Below are 18211 nucleotides of genomic sequence, written 5' to 3'. Positions count from 1 at the left end.
TTCAGCCAGGTGTTTACAAACTGCGGTACCCACTTGTAAAGGCTATATTTGATCCATCTTCTTCCTCATCCCTTCTGCCGATGGAATATCCGCTTCTGAAATTAGCTGCCATTGATATTGGGTCGAATGCCGTGCGCTGCCAGATTTCGGCGGTGCTACACTACGGCGACCGGTATCGCCTCAAGCGTGTGGAATATGTACGCTACCCTCTTCGGCTTGGCGAAGATGTGTTTGCCACCGGCGAGATTTCAGAGAAAAAGCAACAGAAGTTTATCAAGTTCCTGCACGCCCTGCGCCTCCTCATGGAGGTGCACGACGTAGCTCCCAACCACTATTTGGTGTGTGCTACCTCTGCCATGCGCACTGCCCGCAACGGCCAAGAGGTAGCCGAGCGTATTCAGCAGGAGCTGGGCATGACGGTGCAGGTAATTGATGGCCAGGCCGAGGCCGCGTACATCAACCGCGTAATTGAGCATCTCCTCGAAGACAACAAGCACTATCTCCACATTGATGTGGGCGGCGGTAGCACCGAGTTCAACATTTACCATAACCGGCGCAAAGTAGCCTCGCAGTCATTTGAGGTTGGCTCTATCCGGCGCATGCAGCAGGCAGAATCTGGCCTGGCCAGCACTGAGGCTCAGAACGAAACCTGGCAGCGCATGGAAGACTGGGTGAAGGAAAATGGCCGCCGCTACCACGTGTCGAGGGCCATTGGTACCGGTGGCAACATTAATAAGCTCTACAGCATGGCCCAGCCCTCGGTAGATAAACCCGTCACGCGGCGGCGCATAGCTACCATTCTGGAGCAGCTCACCAGCATGACCATGGATGAGCGCGTGAACGTAGCTCTCCTTAACCCCGACCGTGCTGATGTGATTGTACCTGCCGGCCAGATTTATCTCTCGGCTATGGAGTGGGCCAACATCAGCCAAATGATTGTTCCAGATATAGGCCTAAAGGATGGTATGCTACAAACGCTGTTTGAAGACCATTTCGAGGACTTCCGGCCCAAGAATGACCATACACCGGGCTTTCCCCATCCCACCGTCCAGGCTCGGCCCACCGAAATAGAGTAGCCTTAGTCGCCTAGAGCTAAAAAAGTCCTCCCATAACTGGGAGGACTTTTTTAGCTCTATTGCTCTGACTGGCCTAGGCGCCCAGGGGCAGCTCTTCGCCACCTAAATCAACTGGCACGGGTTGCTCCGGCTCGGTGTCGGCGGGGTCGGGGGCATTGGGGCGGTCATCTGCTGGCACCGATTCCTGCCCATCGCCGGTACCCCGGATTGCGGATACCTCTGCCCGGCACAAGTATTCGTCGTAGAGCGCCGTTTCGGCTACCATCCCAAAGTTGCGTTGGTAGAACTCCTTGTGCACGTTGAACACGGGCTCATCTTCGGTGGGCTGGCGCCGGATGTAAGCCCCGTCCTCGCGCATGAGGTAAGTATTCTGATTGTCTTTGAGGTTGAAGTACAGGATATTGATAGCCTCGCGCTTTAGCTGCGGGTTCACAATCAGGAACAAGGCCTCAATGCGCCGGTCAAAGGAGCGCACCATCAGGTCGGCGGAGCCAGCGTACACCTTTGGGTCGCCGGCCTGGTGGAAGTAGAACATGCGGGAGTGCTCCAGGAAGTCGCCCACAATGCTGCGCACTTCAATGTTCTCACTCAGACCGGGCCTACCGGGCCGCAGGCAGCAGATGCCGCGCACAATGAAGCGAATGGGCACCCCTGCCTTAGAGGCGCGGTAAAACTCATCCATCATCTCCCGGTCTTCCAGGGAGTTCATCTTCATCACAATGCCGCTGGGGAGCCCCTTCTTGGCGTTGCGTACTTCTTCCCTAATCAGTGAGATAAGTTGCTGGCGCATATCCTTTGGCGCCGTTATCAGGTACTCGTAATCATCGGGTTGTGAGTGACCCGTGATTACGTTGAAGAACTCCGACACGTCGTGGCCATACACATCATTAGTGGTAAGCAGGCTCACATCGGTGTAGATGCGGGAGGTTTGCTCATTGTAGTTTCCCGACCCGATATGCACGTAACGCGTTACCTTCTCGCCTTCCTTCCGGATGATCATGAGCATTTTGGTGTGCGTCTTGTATTTGCTCACCCCATAAATCACGAAGCAGCCCGCCTTTTCCAGTCGGGCACCTTCCCGGATGTTGCGCTCCTCATCAAAACGCGCTTTTACCTCAAACAGCACCGAGACGTGTTTGCCATTCTCGGCAGCCTTCAGCAGGGCCGCCGTCACGCGGGAATCGTCGGCCAGCCGATAGATAGTCTGCTTAATCCCCAGCACGTGGGGGTCTTCGGCGGCTTTCTCCAGCAGGGCCACCACGGGCTCAATGCTGTTGTAGGGGTGGTGCAGGAGTACATCATGCGTTTTGAGGTACTCAAACATGTTTTCCTCCACCCCTTCCGGTAAGCTCAGGGGTAGCACCGGCGCAGGCATCTTAGCTCCCTTGCCGCGGAAGTTCGGGTGCTTCAGAATCTGCAATAGCCCCTTCAAATCGATGAGGGAGTTGATAACGAAAACGTTGCCGTTATCAATGTTCCAGCGCTCCTTCAGCACCCCCGTTAGGGCCGCTGAGGAATTGGGCTCCACTTCCAGGCGCACCACGCGGCCCTTCTTGCGGGTTTTTAGCCCCAGCTGAATTTCCTTGATAAAGTCAACATCGATATCATCGGACTCTTCCAGCGTAAAGTCCCCGTTTCGGGTAATTCGGAACAGATCAGCTGATACTATTTCAACGTTGCGGAAAAGCTTAGGCAAGTTGGCGCGCACGATTTCCTCAATCGGCACAAAGATGACCTTATCCTTACGCGTTAGCTCAAAAAACCTGGATAAGTTCTGGGGAATCTGCACAAAGGTGAGGCGCTCCTGCCCTTTCTCCGCCTCGGCATCACCTCCACCTGAGCGCGTCACCACCCCAAAGATGAGCATAGAGTTCATCATCAGCGGGAAGCCATGATATGAGTCGTAGACCATGGGCGTGAGCAGCGGGAAGATGGTATTCTTGAAGTAGCCATCAGCCTTCTTCAGCTCCAGCTCCGTCAGCTCCGACATCTTGAGCACATTAAAGCCGTTCTTCTCAAACAAGGGCTTCAACTCGTTCAAGTAAGTCATTGACTGATCGTTCACGAAACGGTGCGCGAAGTCCAGCAGCTTCCGGCGGAAGGGCAACTCACGTAGGCCTGAGTAATCTACGCGCTCCTTACCGTAATCGAGATAATTATATAACGAGCCCACCCGAATCATGAAGAATTCGTCGAGGTTCGAAGAGGTAATGGCCATGAACCGCAACCGGTCAAACAACGACCGGCCAGCGTCCTTGGCCTGGTCTAGCACGCGGTAATTAAACCGCAGCCAGCTCAGGTCGCGGCTGATGTACTTGCTTTTGCGAATAAGGTCGGCAGACTTGAAGAGTTTCATAGAGCGAAGGAAAGGCCAAACAAAATACGAGCAAATGGCCTCAGTAGTAAATCTATTCTGGAATAATAGCGGTGGCTTCTATCTCCACCAACAAGCGCGGATCAATTAAGGCTTTCACTGCCAGCATGGTGGAGGTTGGCCGAATGGAGTGGAATACTTCTCCGTGAGCTTTTCCTACCGCCTCCCAGCTGGCAATATCGGTCAGGTAAATTCGGGTCCGGACCACGTGTTCGAAGTCGGCCCCGGCTTCCTGCAGAGCCAAGCCTATTTTCTCCAGTACACGCTTGGCCTGCGTGTACGCATCATCCCCCGTAATGGTATCTCCGTCCTGAGCAGTGGTGCCCGCCACCTCTACCACATTGCCAACACGCACAGCCCGAGAGTAACCCACTATGGGTTCCCAGGGGGCCCCGGAAGAAATTAGTTGTCGCAGCATGATGCGGCCCAAGGAAATAAAAAAGGCCCGCTTTGCAGCGGGCCTTTTCGTGCTTACACGTCGAGTTTCGCGTATTTAGCGTTTTTCTCGATGAAGTCGCGTCGGGGGGCAACTTCATCGCCCATTAGCATGGAGAACAGGTGGTCAGCTTCGGCTGCCGACTCTACCGTTACTTGCTTCAGAGAACGAGTAGCGGGCTGCATAGTAGTGCTCCAAAGCTGCTCAGCGTTCATCTCGCCCAACCCTTTGTAGCGCTGCACGTTCACCGTCTCTGGCTTGCCGCGGCCCATATCTTCCTGCGCCTGCTGGCGCTCAGCTTCGGTCCAGCAGTAGCGCTCCTCTTTACCACGCTTCACGAGGTAGAGCGGCGGCAGGGCAATGTAGATATAGCCGTTGTCAACCAGCTCCCGCATGTAGCGGAAGAAGAAGGTCAGGATCAAGGTCCGGATGTGCGAGCCGTCGATGTCGGCGTCGGTCATGATGATGATCTTGTGGTAGCGCAGCTTAGCCGTGTTCAGGGCTTTTGCGTCGGCTTCGATCCCTTTCTCCGGATCAGCATTCACGCCGAAGGTCACGCCCAACGCCGTAATCATGTTCCGAATTTCTTCGTTCTCCAGGATACGGTGCTCCTGAGCTTTCTCCACGTTCAGGATCTTACCGCGGAGCGGCAGAATTGCCTGAAACGCCCGGTTCCGGCCCTGCTTAGCAGTACCGCCGGCCGAGTCACCTTCGACCAGGTACAGCTCGCAGATTTCAGGGTCTGACTCAGAGCAGTCGGCTAGCTTACCCGGCAGCGAGGTTGAGCCCAGCACCGTTTTGCGCTGCACCATTTCGCGGGCTTTGCGAGCGGCAATCCGGGCTTTGGCAGCCAGAATTACTTTCTCCACGATGATACCAGCCTCCTTGGGGTTTTCCTCCAGGTACTGCGCCAAAATTTCACCTACAGCCGTATTCACGGCGCCGCTTACCTCGTTGTTGCCCAGCTTGGTTTTAGTCTGACCTTCAAACTGAGGCTCGGCTACTTTCACCGAAATAACGGCCGTAAGCCCCTCGCGGAAGTCTTCACCCGAAATTTCCACCTTGGCCTTCTCCAGCTTGCCTGACTTGTCGGCGTAGGCCTTCAGGGTACGGGTAAGCGCCGAGCGGAAGCCCGCCACGTGCGTGCCACCTTCGTGGGTGTTGATGTTATTAACGTAACTGAAGATATTCTCCTGGTACGAATCGTTGTACTGCAGAGCTACCTCTACCGGGGTGTTGCCTTTCTCGCTCACCACGTGGATGGGCGTAGGCATAAGCGCATGGCGCTCTGAGCCATCGAGGTACTGCACAAACTCGGCTAGGCCACCCTCGGAGAAAAACTCTTCGCCCAGGAACTCAGCGCCGTTCTCGCCCTTCTCCCGACGGTCGGTGAGGGTAATGCGAATGCCTTTGTTCAGGTAGGACAGTTCGCGCAAACGCGAAGCGATGGTAGCGTATTTGTAAACCGACTCTGAGAAGATGGTATCATCAGGCAGAAACTCTACCTGGGTACCGTGCTCTTCCGTTTCGCCAATTTCCTTTACAGGGTATTGTGGAGCACCAATTTTGTACTCCTGCTGGTATACTTTGCCGTTGCGGCGCACTGTTACTTTCAGGTCCTGGCTGAGTGCGTTAACGCAGCTCACGCCCACACCGTGTAGGCCACCAGATACTTTGTAGCTGTCCTTATCGAACTTGCCACCGGCGTGCAGCACCGTCATTACCACTTCCAGGGCCGAGCGGCCTTCTTTCTGGTGGAAATCAACGGGAATACCGCGGCCGTTATCCCGGACAGTAATAGAGTTATTCTCGTTGATGGTAACGTGAATCGTGTCGCAGTGGCCGGCGAGGGCTTCGTCGATGGAATTATCAACTACCTCCCACACTAGGTGGTGCAGGCCCTTGATGCCGGTGTCCCCAATGTACATGGATGGACGCTTGCGCACGGCTTCAAGCCCTTCGAGTACTTGAATGCTATTCGCGGAATACTCGGCGGGGGCTTTTTTCTCTTTCGTTTCGCTCATATTTCGGGAGGTTCAGCGCTGACAGTCTAAGTAGGCAAATATACCGGAAATATCCGGTTTTTGCCACCGTTTGCCCGGTTTCGGGCATTCTTGTTTCAACAAAGGCCAAGCCCACAAAGTGCCCGAAATGTTAGGTAGTATAAGTTCACCTATAAGGTTTCTACCGCCTATTTGACCTAGGTGTGAGACTACGTTAATTGCATATTACTAGGCCACTGTGCTGAACTACGCTGAAGTAGTAGTTTCAACTGTGTAGCCAATGTTGATAGCTGAGTCACTAGTATCAATAAATAAGTATAAAGTGCCGGTAATCATATTGCAAGCTGGCATGCCGTAGTATGTATACTGCGCTAGCCAACGGAAGCGGTTAGCTGCTACACATCAAACCCACTAACTGGGGTTTGAGTATTCAACCGACAGAAAGAAGGGCTAAGCATACAGAATATTACTACAGATTACAGTTCACAACCGTACAAAAAGCGAGAAACGCTTGCATACTGCAAGAAGCTTTACCCCCGGATTAAGTCTTTTATAACGTCCTACGTTTCCTTGTTACGTGATGGTAATTGAAAAGTCCTGACTATTTGCTGTGGTCAGGACTTTTACTATTCTAACATCGAGCAATTTCTTAAGCGTGCTACAATGCTTCAATTTTGTTCTTAACCCAAGGTTGAAAGCGTTTGTCAAGCCAGTAGCCAACAGCGAAGGCTAGAGGTATATATAGAGTTGCACGCACGATAAATGACGCGGGAGTTCCAGCAAAGAAAGGTATGTTGTGAAAGGCAACTAAGATCGGGAAGTGAATCACATACAGCCCGTAAGAAAAGGCGCCCAAGAAGGCCAAGCACTGTACCGTAGTGCGGGAAAACGCTGGGAGTACTCGATCGGGCAAAAAGTAAAACACTAAACTGACTAAATAAAACAGGCAGGGCAGTAAAGAACTATGGACTCCCGGATCAGCCCAATACCGAATAGTGTTGATAACGCCAACTAGAGGCAGAATTTGAAGTAAAAGCGAAGCCACTCGCAACCCAGGACTGAGGCGGCTGGCCGCAACTACAACAATCAGAGCCGCATAGGGTAAGGAAGCGTAATCAATTGCCCTGATAAGAAAGGTCATCCAGTTAGTGGTATCAGTTATTTGATGCACTTGTAACCAGAGTACTATTCTGCTTGCGACAGTAGTTAATGGATTTAGGTACTCAATGCCGAGCATCAGTAGGAATGCGCTTAACAAGCGGGGAGATGGCGCAGGCACTTCCGTACATGTTAGCGTAGACAGTGTCCACCCCGTGGCCCAGAAAGCAAAGCCAATTAGGTATTGCGCTACAGCTGCTCCTGCTCCATCAGGGTTGAGTATAAGCAGAAATAAGCTGAGTGCTGCTGAAACAAGGGCGACAACCCACGGGCGTGCGCTGTAGATGGAGAGCGGTATAAATGCTAGGTAAAAAAGCACTTCATGCTGCAGGCTCCAGAGAGGATTGTTTTCGAATATAACAGGAGCGCCCCACCCCTGTAAAAACAGCATGTGCTGCCCAATTGTAATCAGAGGCACCCGAAACCCTGCTGCCACAACCCCAGCCAATATGGCTAGTAAATAGATGGGATAGAGACGTACAAACCGCTTCCGCAAATACGTAGCGACCCCAGTACGTTGCAAAGGTTCAGGCTGACTCTTACCAATCACAAACCCTGAGAGTAGGAAGAAGATTAATACAGCAAAGTGTCCGGGGGCATTAAAAGCAGCTACTCCCGTTGGAATATAGACGGGATCTAATTGCTGCGGGTGAACGATAACATGATGCCAAACAACCATGCTGGCAGCGAGGCCTCGCAAAGCTTCTAAATTGTAATTGATTGAAGCTCTCTCCTTGCTATTGAGCACCATTTAGTCAGTAATAATGATGTTATAAAAGGCATATATAGCATACTTACACCGGTAATGAGTAAAAAATAGCCGTCATAGGGAGTCATATATTTATATTAGACTTATTACAGCCTGAATAATCAATCCAATTTGGCGTATTGCAAGGACTGCATATTACCATGATATTGCTGTTGCTGATAGCGGTACCCTATCCCATAATGAACTGGCTCACAGAATAGTAAAACACTACTAATAGTTACCTATACTAGCTATAACCATTCATAGTAGTGCACATCCGAGTGCCAACTGATTAACAGATATAGCGTAATTTTTATTTACATGGCGCTATTAAAATACAGCCCATATGGTAGAGGCAACTTTACCATCTCAGTAATAGATCATGAGAAATTCACAGCTATTTTTCCAGCGTAAGATACTCTCTCGCACTCTACATGATGTCTATATACTTCAGCCTTATCACCGCTTTGGCGTATATGATTGGCCAATACTTCACCGATTTTTGGAATGGTTTTGACAAAGGCTTAAACTGCTCGAAAATCGTTCAACCGTTTTGGTTCTAAATCCATTATAGCCGAGTGAATTGCTCCTCCACAGAGCTTTGTCTAAGCCAATGGCATCCTGTAACGCAATAGCGTCTTGCCTAGCTTGTACGTCACTAACTGCATTGAGTAGCACTACTCCAGTAGTCAGGAGAAGCACGGCAACTGCCGGTACATTTTTCATTACTCCCATATCTTATACTACTTCTATTCTGTGGTAAGCGAGTTAATGTGGTTGCGGCTTCACTTCTGGCAACAGACCTACCTTAAGGTAACAGGTTCCAAGTATCGCGCAGTTAGCTTCCGGAGTATAAGCCCAGAATCTGAGCTGATCAATCGCGTATCCATAGCAACCCGTCCGGTCTGTCTAGCGCCGGGCGGGTTCTTCTGGGGCTAATAGGGAAAAGAAATCGTGAACGTGGAGCCTCGCCCTGCTTGGCTCTCGACGGCGAGAGTACCGCCATGGCCCTGGGTGATGATGTCGTGGCTCAAGGACAAGCCCAGGCCGGTGCCCTCCCCTGTGGGCTTGGTCGTGAAGAAGGGCTGGAAGATCTTTTGCTGCACCTCTGGGCTCATGCCCGTGCCATTGTCCTGCACCCGGATGGCCAGGCGCCCGTTCACCCGCTGCGTCGACACCCGAACGGTGGGCGCGAAACCGGCCTCCCCCGCTTGCTGGCGCTGCTGCACGGCGTAGAAGGCGTTGTTGAACAGGTTGAGCAGCACCCGCCCCACGTCGCCGGCCACAGCCTCGACCAGCGGCAGCCCAGGGGCGAAGTCCGTGTGCAGGGCGGCGTTGAAGCTCTTGTCCTTGGCCCGCAGGCCCTGGTAGGCCAGGCGCAGGTACTCATCGGCCAACGCGTTCAGGTCCGTTGGGGCCCGCTCGCCGGTGCTGGCGCGCGAATGTTCCAACATGCCCCGCACAATACCGGACGCCCGCCGGCCGTGGTGCTGAATTTTGCCCAGATTCTGCGCCAAATCCTCGGCCAGGGCGCTAACCTCTTCGCTGTCGCCTCCCGCTTGCGCTTCCTGGAGTTCAGCTACCAGCTCAGCGGATACCTCGGAGAAGTTGTTGACAAAATTGAGCGGGTTCTGAATCTCGTGGGCGATGCCCGCGGTGAGCTCGCCCAGGCTCGCCATTTTCTCTTTCTGAATTAGTTGGGCCTGGGTGGCACGCAGGTCCGTGAGGGAGCGTTGCAGCTCGCCGGTGCGCTGCGCGACTTGGGTTTCCAGCGTTTCGTTCTGGCGCGCCAGCAGGGTCTGCTTTTCCTCGGCCTGGGCCAGGGTCTGAGCCGAGAGGCGCTGCACTTCAGCCAGCTGCACTTGCAGCTCCTGCGCGTCGAGGGCAAACTCGCGGGCCAGAAAGAGGGAGATGCCCAGCCCGGGCAGCAGGACGCCAAACAGCAGCAGCAGGTTATTAGCCAGCACAGGCAAGCGCACGTCCAGCGTTTGCAAGCCCAGGCAGAGCAAGACGACGAGCAGCCCCCCGGCGTAGCCCCCAGCGATAACGCGCGCCCCCCGCCGCCGCTGCCGCAGCGCCTGGACGGTTAGGCGCAGCTCTTCGGCCAGCACCAGGACTGCAAACAGCAGGTAGGGCAGTAGGTACCACGGCGAAATCAGGGTCAGCTCCTGGGCCAGCAGCAGCAGCGCCCCGCTCACGACCAAACCCGCGAAAACGCGGCCAGGCCGAAAGCCGAACAAGCGGTACACGGCCCGCACATTGCACAGGTGCCCGAGAAATATCAGCGAAAACTGAACCACCGACACGGCGAGGCCCCACTTCCACGAGGGCAGCTCCCCGTTGCTTTGGGCTTGAAAGTTTACGCACAAAAGGCCCAGACAAGAGCATAGGGCGTAGCGGGCAAAATCGCGGTTGGCCGGCTGGCCGGGGTTGTAGAGGTAAAACGTGTAGTGCAGCAGCGCCAGCAGCAAGAACACCGTCGCCACCACCCAGTAGCTGGTATCGAGCTGCGCGTACAACTTTTCCTGCTGCTCCCGCTCCGGCAGCGACATCAACCGCAACGATAAGGGCGGCAGCCGGTCGGTCCCCAGCAGCAGGGGCAGCCGCCGGGGCTCGAAGCGTACGGCCAGCACTTGCTCGGCGGGCCCATTGCGGGGCACTTCCAGCAGGCCGGGCACGAAGAAAAAACCTCGGGAGCGGGCGCGTTGGGTGCTGTCGGTGAGCAAGCGGCCGTTGAGGTAGATGTCGACCGCGCCCTGGCGGTAGCACCGCAGCACCAGGGTTTGCTGGCGCAGGCTGTCGCTGAGCTGAAAGCGCCGCCGCAGCCAGTACACGCCCGCCCGGGTGGCCGGCGGCAGTTCGCGCCCCGGCCGGGTCGGGTTGAGGGTATCCCAGGCGCTGGCGTCGAAGTCAGGCCGGGCCCATGCCGGGTTGTCGCCGACATGGTAACGCCAGGCGTTACCGAGCGGCAAACCCGTGCGCGTGAGGCGGGGCGCGGCGGTGTCGGGGTGCAGCGGGGCCGCCGCCACGGGGTGAACCAGCAACCACAGGGCCGCGAGCAGTAGAAAGTAGGGCATAGCAGCAGAAGGCAGGAGCACGCCGCAAGCGACGTCCCGTAGTTGACCGGAAGGGAGGTGAGCAAGCTAACAATTTGCGCGGTCCTGTTTCCAGGAAATTTCTACCTCTTTCACGCCAAGCGCAGCCCGCCTAATTTTGGCGGGAGAAGGAGACGCGGCAGTACTTGACCCACAAACTGGCTGGGCTCTACAACCTTGAGCGTCCTTCCCTGTTCCGACTAGGCCAAGCAATCGGCGCTTTCCAAGGGTTTCCCGCCGACTCAGGAAAACCTGATTCTCATCTTTCACAGACGGCAAAGGAAAGGCATTGTAGGCACCATCGTGGGCACCGGACACAAAAAAACCACTCAGCGCTCTTGCTAAGTGGTTGATTCTGAGAGTGGCCCCGATTGGATTCGAACCAATGACCGTCTGCTTAGAAGGCAGATGCTCTATCCAGCTGAGCTACGGGGTCAAAAACAAATAGCCGCCCGCCCAGTGGTGGGCTGACGGCTATCAGTGTGTCGGGGTGGCAGGATTCGAACCTGCGGCCTCCTGCTCCCAAAGCAGGCGCGATACCGGGCTACGCTACACCCCGAAAAAAATGTTGAATTCTGAAAGATGATATAGAATGAACACAGGATTCACCAATCAAAATTCAACATGCAAAGTGGAGAGGGGGGGATTCGAACCCCCGGTAACCTTTAGAGCTACGGCAGTTTAGCAAACTACTGGTTTAAGCCACTCACCCACCTCTCCAGTGGGAAACCCTTTCCGTCTAAAAGGTGTGCAAATATACACCTAGAATGGAAAAACAAACCCTTTTCAGAAAAAATATCTTCCTTGGCACCTCCGCAGCTGCTGGCCCACCTTGGGCGCAGGCCCGTATATTTGTCGGGTTGACGAGGGCAGTTTTCTCGCTTTATCTATGATTCGTAACCACTTACCGCAATGCTAAACTGGGCCTACACACTGGGGTGGCCGGAGGTACTAGCCGCGGTAATTTTTTTATTTTTTTACATCGGCTACGGCTTGCGCACACGCCGCTTGGGTGCCCCGCTAGGCCAAAGAGGGTGGCCGCTGAGCTGGAAGCTAGTGCTGCGCCTGCTGTATTTTAGCTTGCTACTGGTTGCTTTGCTAGGGCCAGCCTACGGTTTAACGCAAAAGCCCGTGCGTACCGCGGGTAAAGATGTGTGGCTGCTCGTGGACCTTTCCCGCTCCATGGATGCCCCAGACGTGTCGCCAACCCGCCTGCAAAAGACGAAAGCTGAGCTAGCCAATTTGGTTAATCGGTTTCAGGCCGACCGGTTAGGGCTTATCATTTTCGCCGGAGAGGCTTTTGTGCAGTGCCCTTTGACGTACGACCAAGCGGCTCTGCAGCTTTTTCTGAGCACCCTGCAAACTTCTCTGGTCCCGGCTGGCAGCACAGATCTAGTGCCGCCGCTGGAGTTGGTGTTGACCAGACTAGGCAGTAGTGCTCCGGCGGCGGGAAATCTCCCCCGTGCTACGGCCATCGTGTTGGTAACAGACGGGGAAGACTTTGGTGGCAATCTGGAGCCTACAGTGCGGGTGCTGGCTCGCTCTGGCGCCCGCGTGTTTACTATGGGAGTAGGCACCACGGAAGGCAGCCGCATTCCACAATCGGGCGGACGCTACGTGCGCGATGCCCGGGGCCGGGAAGCCATCAGCAGGCTAGCTCCTACTCCCCTGCGCCGCCTGGCGGAGCAAACCGGCGGACAATATTTCGAACTTACTGATCGGCGCAATGAGTTTCCCTTACTGGTAAATGCCCTCAACCGCGTAGAAGGTCAGGCTGAACAGGTCCGGACGGTATCAGTGGCTGACAACCGCTACCGTTACCCATTGGTAGTAGCTTTGCTATTGATGGTACTGGACATTTTAGTAACTGTAAAAGTGATTCGCCCATGAGAACCCTGTTGCTAAGTAGCATACTACTGCTAAGTTCTTGGGGCGGCCTCTCGCGCATTCATGACCGCAACGCTGCCATTGCTCGGGGGGAACAGGCCTACGCCCGGCAAGAGTACCGCCTCGCAGCACAGGCCTACAAAGAAGCAGCTATACGTTTGGGCAGCCAAGATGATAAGGTGTGGCTCAATTTGGCCCACGCTACCGCCCGCATGGGGCGTAGTGCCGAAGCGCGCGGCTACTATGGGCATTTGCTTACTAGCTCCACTCCCGCTATCCGGAGTGTAGCCTTGCAACAGCTGGCTAATTTGGCCACTCAAAAAAGTGACTATGCCCATGCCATAGCCTTATTACGGCAGTCTTTGGTTGCTAACCCTCGAAACGCGGATGCGCGATTTAATTACGAGGTATTGCGGGACTATCTCGCCCGGCGGGCCAATGATCCACAGATACCACCTCCCGGCTCCGATGGCAGCCCCGATGTAAACGAGCACCGTACGCCTGACCCGCAGAACCCAGAGCAGCGGCCTCGCCCTAAGCCCGGCGCTGACCAGCAGGGGCAACTCAATGACCCTACAAGGCCACAAGACCCACGCACTGCGCCTCAATCACAGCCCAATGCTCAGGGCAAGCCAGCCTCTGACCAACCCTCCAGCAATGCGGGTAATTCTGCCCCCAACGGCTTTATGCCTGGCCGCGGCGAGCAGCGAGAAGTGGCGCGCGGCAACCAACCGGGCTCAGTGCGGGGGCTTAGCGACGAAGCTACAGGACCCGAAGCGCCAGGAGGCACCAGCTCCCGGGGTGGTACTGAGCAGGCGGCACTGGATGAAGCCCAGCTCCAAACGCAACGGGCGCGGCTGCAGCAAATGAATTTAAGCTCCGGCCAGGCCCGTCAGCTGCTCGAGGCTATGCACGCCGCAGAGCAGCAATACCTGCAGCAACTACCACGTAAGAGCACGCGCCCTACCGATAAAACCAAACCCGGCTGGTAGGTAGCAACTTACAGCTAACTGCTGAAACTCCGGGTACAGGCAAGCTCTTAGGCCTCGGCAAGCAGGCCCTGCAAAACCGGGAAGTGATTTTACGTGTAGTATTCAACGGGCTGCAACAGGATTGCTACTACGCCGGCTCTGTCTGGTTCCATGCTCTCAATTCTTAGTTCTACCTTTAGCCCACAAATCCACCTAACCCACCCCACGTAGTATATGCAAACCAAAGAAGTGGTAATTGTTGCCGCGGTGCGCACACCTATCGGCTCTTTCGGCGGCAGCCTGTCGTCGCTTTCCGCAACTGATCTGGGCGGCATTGCCCTAAAAGGTGCGCTGGAAAAAGCTGGCATCGACCCAAAAGAAGTTCAACAGGTAATTATGGGCAACGTCATTTCGGCCAACCTAGGCCAGGCGCCCGCCCGTCAGGCTGCAAAAAAGGCTGGCCTACCTGATACTGTTGAGTGCACTACGGTGAATAAAGTGTGTGCTTCAGGCACAAAAGCCATCATGTTTGCCTCCCAGGCTATTATGCTGGGTCAGGCCGATGTGATTCTGGCCGGCGGTATGGAAAGCATGTCGAACGTTCCGTACTACCTTGATAAAGCCCGCTTTGGTGCCAAGTACGGCCACGGCCAAATGATTGACGGCCTGATGAAGGATGGCCTTTGGGACCCCTACAACGATTACGCTATGGGCAACGCCGCCGACGCTACCGCAGCGCACTACGGCATTACCCGCGAAGAGCAGGATGCTTTTGCGCAGCAGTCGTATGAGCGGAGCGCTCAGGCCGCCAAAGCCGGCAAGAAGAAGGACGAAATCATTCCCGTAACGATTACCGTGCGCGGAAAGAGCACCGTGGTCGAAGACGACGAGGAGTACACTAAGGTTGACTTCACGAAGTTTTCCGGCCTGAAGGCGGCCTTCACCAAAGAAGGAACGGTAACCGCCGCCAACGCCTCTACCCTCAACGATGGTGCCGCTGCGGTACTGCTGATGAGCCGCGAAAAGGCAGAAGAGCTGGGCGTAACGCCGCTGGCCCGCATCCGCGGCTTCGCCGATGCTGAGCAGGCCCCTGAGTGGTTCACCACCACTCCTTCCCTGGCCATCCCGAAGGCACTTAAACACGCCGGCCTGGAGGCGAAAGATGTAGACTTCTACGAAATCAACGAGGCTTTCTCGGTGGTATCACTAGCTAACAACAAGCTGCTGAACCTAGAAGGCGCGAAAGTGAACGTGTATGGTGGTGCCGTTAGCCTGGGCCACCCTCTCGGGGCTTCGGGGGCGCGCATCATGACTACGCTGCTAAACGTGCTGCAGAATGAAGGCGGCAAAATTGGCGTAACCGGTATTTGCAACGGCGGCGGCGGTGCTTCAAGCATCGTGGTAGAAAAGCTGTAATTTCGCCACTCGCGCTGCCTCTCCAAATTATCAATAACCGAAAGCCTCACCGCAAATGCGGTGGGGCTTTTGTTTTGCCTCCTAGGCACGAAGGTTGCTAGCGGGGCACCGTGCTGATGCTTGTCATTTGCACTTTTCTGGAGCAATCTTTCGTTCTTGCAGCTATGAAACGTTTTTTTTTGATGCTGCCCCTGGGGCTGTTAGCCATTACAACGGCTAAAGCCCAGAAACTTAGGCGCTTCACTACTTACTATGATTCCACAAACACCCGTAAGCACGAAGTCTACTCGGCAGTAGTAGCCAGTGATACGGTGATGGAAGGCCCCTACAAACGCTTTTACCGCTCGGGTAAGCTGGAGGCCCAAACCCGCTACACCGCCGGCAAGCGCGATTCTGCCTACGTGGAGTTTCACCCGAATGGCGGGCGGCGCATAGAGGTTACTTACCAAGATGGAGTACGCCAAGGTCCCTTCAAAACGTACTATGAAACTGGTAAAATAGCCCAGGAGGGCACGTATGAAAATGATCAGCCCACGGGCCAGTTACGGTTTTACCACCCCAATGGCGAGATAAAGCTGGAAACTACGCTATTGGGCGGGCAGCCCGCCGGCCCCATCCGGGAGCTGTATCCATCGGGTAAAACGCGGGCTGAAATCACTTACCAGAATGGGCAGGCGAATGGCTCTGCTAAGACCTATTACGAGAACGGCCAGCTGCAAAGCGAAGGCACCTACAACCGAGGCCTATTGGCCGGGCCATACAAAACGTATTATGACAACGGCCAGATAGAAACCGATGTGCAGGCTGACAAATCGGGGCGCGGGAGTTACCATAGCTACTACCGCTCCGGCAAGCTACGCACTGAGGGCACCTATGTACCGGCCACGTTGGCGGGGAGGGCCGTGAAAAACCCTCTGGCCGACGACCTTACCTCCCAGGCCAAGAACCTGGCCGGCGGCACCAGCAACCTCGACGGGCCCGCCAAATCGTACTACGAAAGCGGAGCCATCAAGAGCACCCAGACCTACCGGCAGGGCGTATTGGTGGGCACCCAGCAAGACTACTACGAGTCGGGGAAAGTAGAGCAGAAAATTGATTACGCGAATCAGGGCCGTGACCGGAAAGTCACGACGTTCTTTGAGGACGGCTTTCCGCACGAGGAGCAGGGGTACAAGAACAATCAGCCCGCGGGGGTTTGGCGGGTCTTTTATCCGGGGGGCAAGGAGGTGCAGAAGCAGGAAACCTACGTGAACGGTAAACTCACGGGAGAGCAGACTACCTTCTACCCCACGGGCAGCATCAAAAGCAAACTAGTGTATGAAGGCGGCCGCGCTACTGGCCTAGGCCAGGAATATTACCCATCGGGCAAGCTGAAATCAGAATCTACCTACGTGAAAGGCCTGAAGACCGGCCCATACCGGCAGCTGCGTGAAGATGGCACTACCGAGGTTTCCGGCCTTTTCCGCAACGGAAAGGAAAGCGGCGTTTGGAGCTACTTTGAGGCCGATGGCACTACGGTGAAGGAGAAGAAAAACTTCCGCAATGGGCAGGTAGTAGCTGACGCTAAACCCGGTGCGGCCAAACCTGCCGCTAAGAAGCCGGCCGCACCCGTAAAAAGAAAATAGCTGCCGGCTGTGGCCTAGGCCTAGTGGCGTGCTACACTCCGATCTGGTGAATCTGCCGTTCTTGTAATGAGCAGCCACTGGGTCGGAGTTTTCTTATGCATTATGATACAGCCTGGCATTAAAACCGGATGCTAAAGGCCGTCCGGCCGTTGCTCCTAGTTTCGAGACCGAAGCTGAATTCATGCTGCAGCAGTATGTCGCGGATGAGAGTGAGGCCGATGCCTTGCCCGTCGCGCTTGGTGCTGAAGAAGGGTGTAAATAGGCGGCGTTGCACATCAGGTGGAATACCGGGCCCATCATTTTCAATGATGACCTGCGCTGGGTTTGCCGTAGTGCGCACCCACACGTTGCCCTGTTCGCCGATGGCCTCGAGAGCGTTTTTGCAGATGTTCAGTAACGCTTGCTCCAGTTGCAGAGGGTCCAAGTCAACTATTAACGGCTCGGGTGCCAGCTCCCAGTGCCAGCAAATCTGGCGGCGCTCTACCTGCACATGCAGCAGACGCTCGGTGGTGCGCAGCAGCTCGTGTACATCGGTGGGCTGGCGCTGCGGCAAGGGCAGACGCACCAGGTTGGCAAAGTTGGCAATGAAGTTCGCCAGGTGGGTATTGCGGTTAATGGACACATCGAGGGCCTCTATGAAGTCGGGCTGGTCGGTGAGTTGCAGCTGGGGGGCATAGTAATGGAAGCTTTGCAGAATGGAGTTGATGGCGCCGATGGAGTTGTTGATTTCATGCGACATCATCCGGATCAATTTCCCGTAGGCCTGTTTTTCCTGCCGAATCAGGTCTTGGGTTAGCTCCTCCAGCATAATAAACCGCCGCGTGAAACCACGGTCTACAAATCGGGAGCAGTGGGCCCGGTAGGTTTGAATACCCGAGAGCTGTACCACTTGGGGCTCCTGCTCTGAGAGGTTAGCCAGCGCGGGGCCCCAGTCGCCGGGTAATTGATCGGGCCTTTCTCCTAACAGCTGCTTAGTTGACAGGCCTAGCATATGCTCAGCGGCCGGATTCACTCCCTCAATGCGGCCATCAAACGTGAGCAAGAGCACCCCAGCGGGCGAGGCCTGAATAAGGCTTTCAAGGAGGTAGCTTTTCTCGTGCTGGGTTACGCGCTCGTTGCGCAGCTCATCAATCATGTGGTTATACACATCAATGAGCTGGTCCATTTCACGCTGGCCTACGGGCACAAATTTCATAGAGAAATCTTTGGCCCGAATGGCTTCCGTGCCAGCGGCAATCAGTTGGAAAGGCCGCACAAAGCCTTTATACAGCCGAACGGTTAGGTAAATACTGACTCCCAGCAGCGCCTCAAGCCCCAGGAAAAGAGGGGCATTCGTCCGCATTATTTGCGCTGCCAGCACAATAAGTACTGCATGAATCAGCACTACAAACAGCAGAAATTGTACGCGGAGAGTCATGCAGG

At 55.1% G+C, this 18211-nt stretch carries 11 protein-coding genes and 3 tRNA genes; 5 read left to right on the top strand and 9 right to left on the bottom strand.

Annotated elements, in window-relative coordinates; all coding sequences use genetic code 11:
- The first annotated feature begins 80 nt into the window (after positions 1-80).
- Positions 81-1076, top strand: coding sequence for a Ppx/GppA phosphatase family protein (locus HMJ29_RS15750; RefSeq protein WP_171592382.1), 996 nt, complete (start codon positions 81-83; stop codon positions 1074-1076).
- A gap of 73 nt (positions 1077-1149) precedes the next feature.
- Here the strand turns inward: HMJ29_RS15750 and ppk1 are convergent, their stop codons facing one another.
- From ppk1 to HMJ29_RS15710, 8 genes are all read right to left on the bottom strand, one after another.
- Positions 1150-3432: a polyphosphate kinase 1 gene (gene ppk1 / locus HMJ29_RS15745; protein WP_171592381.1), complete on the bottom strand. Its 2283-nt coding sequence runs from the start codon at positions 3430-3432 to the stop codon at positions 1150-1152.
- A 52-nt stretch (positions 3433-3484) separates the two neighbouring features.
- Positions 3485-3868 carry a RidA family protein gene (locus HMJ29_RS15740; RefSeq protein WP_171592380.1) on the bottom strand — a complete coding sequence of 128 codons (384 nt, stop codon included), beginning with the start codon at positions 3866-3868 and terminating at the stop codon, positions 3485-3487.
- Between the two features lie 53 nt (positions 3869-3921).
- Positions 3922-5910 carry a DNA topoisomerase (ATP-hydrolyzing) subunit B gene (gyrB, locus tag HMJ29_RS15735; RefSeq protein ID WP_171592379.1) on the bottom strand — a complete coding sequence of 663 codons (1989 nt, stop codon included), beginning with the start codon at positions 5908-5910 and terminating at the stop codon, positions 3922-3924.
- Between the two features lie 637 nt (positions 5911-6547).
- Complete coding sequence (locus tag HMJ29_RS15730; protein WP_171592378.1) at positions 6548-7798, bottom strand: acyltransferase family protein; 1251 nt, start codon at positions 7796-7798, stop codon at positions 6548-6550.
- 932 nt (positions 7799-8730) lie between these two features.
- Complete coding sequence (locus HMJ29_RS20370) at positions 8731-10872, bottom strand: sensor histidine kinase (RefSeq protein WP_216634066.1); 2142 nt, start codon at positions 10870-10872, stop codon at positions 8731-8733.
- 380 nt (positions 10873-11252) lie between these two features.
- Positions 11253-11326 (bottom strand) — tRNA-Arg (locus HMJ29_RS15720).
- A 49-nt stretch (positions 11327-11375) separates the two neighbouring features.
- Positions 11376-11449 (bottom strand) — tRNA-Pro (locus HMJ29_RS15715).
- 73 nt (positions 11450-11522) lie between these two features.
- Positions 11523-11610 (bottom strand) — tRNA-Ser (locus HMJ29_RS15710).
- A gap of 192 nt (positions 11611-11802) precedes the next feature.
- Here HMJ29_RS15710 and HMJ29_RS15705 point away from each other — a divergent pair.
- From HMJ29_RS15705 to HMJ29_RS15690, 4 genes are all read left to right on the top strand, one after another.
- Positions 11803-12780, top strand: coding sequence for a VWA domain-containing protein (locus tag HMJ29_RS15705; RefSeq protein WP_171592377.1), 978 nt, complete (start codon positions 11803-11805; stop codon positions 12778-12780).
- Positions 12777-13769 (top strand): tetratricopeptide repeat protein, encoded by a 993-nt coding sequence (locus HMJ29_RS15700; RefSeq protein ID WP_171592376.1) that lies wholly within the window; start codon positions 12777-12779, stop codon positions 13767-13769. Before HMJ29_RS15705 ends, HMJ29_RS15700 begins: the two co-directional genes overlap by 4 nt.
- 213 nt (positions 13770-13982) lie before the next feature.
- The gene (locus HMJ29_RS15695) at positions 13983-15164 is read left to right on the top strand and encodes an acetyl-CoA C-acyltransferase (protein WP_171592375.1); all 1182 of its coding nucleotides are present in this window, start codon (positions 13983-13985) and stop codon (positions 15162-15164) included.
- A gap of 164 nt (positions 15165-15328) precedes the next feature.
- On the top strand, positions 15329-16789 hold the full coding sequence (locus HMJ29_RS15690) for a toxin-antitoxin system YwqK family antitoxin (RefSeq protein ID WP_171592374.1): 1461 nt from the start codon (positions 15329-15331) through the stop codon (positions 16787-16789).
- Between the two features lie 118 nt (positions 16790-16907).
- Here HMJ29_RS15690 and HMJ29_RS15685 read toward each other — a convergent pair whose 3' ends face one another.
- On the bottom strand, positions 16908-18206 hold the full coding sequence (locus HMJ29_RS15685; RefSeq protein WP_171592373.1) for a sensor histidine kinase: 1299 nt from the start codon (positions 18204-18206) through the stop codon (positions 16908-16910).
- Between the last annotated feature and the right edge of the window lie 5 nt (positions 18207-18211).

The organism is Hymenobacter taeanensis, assembly GCF_013137895.1.
Classification (GTDB): domain Bacteria; phylum Bacteroidota; class Bacteroidia; order Cytophagales; family Hymenobacteraceae; genus Hymenobacter; species Hymenobacter taeanensis.
This window is presented reverse-complemented; position numbering and strand designations above follow the sequence as displayed.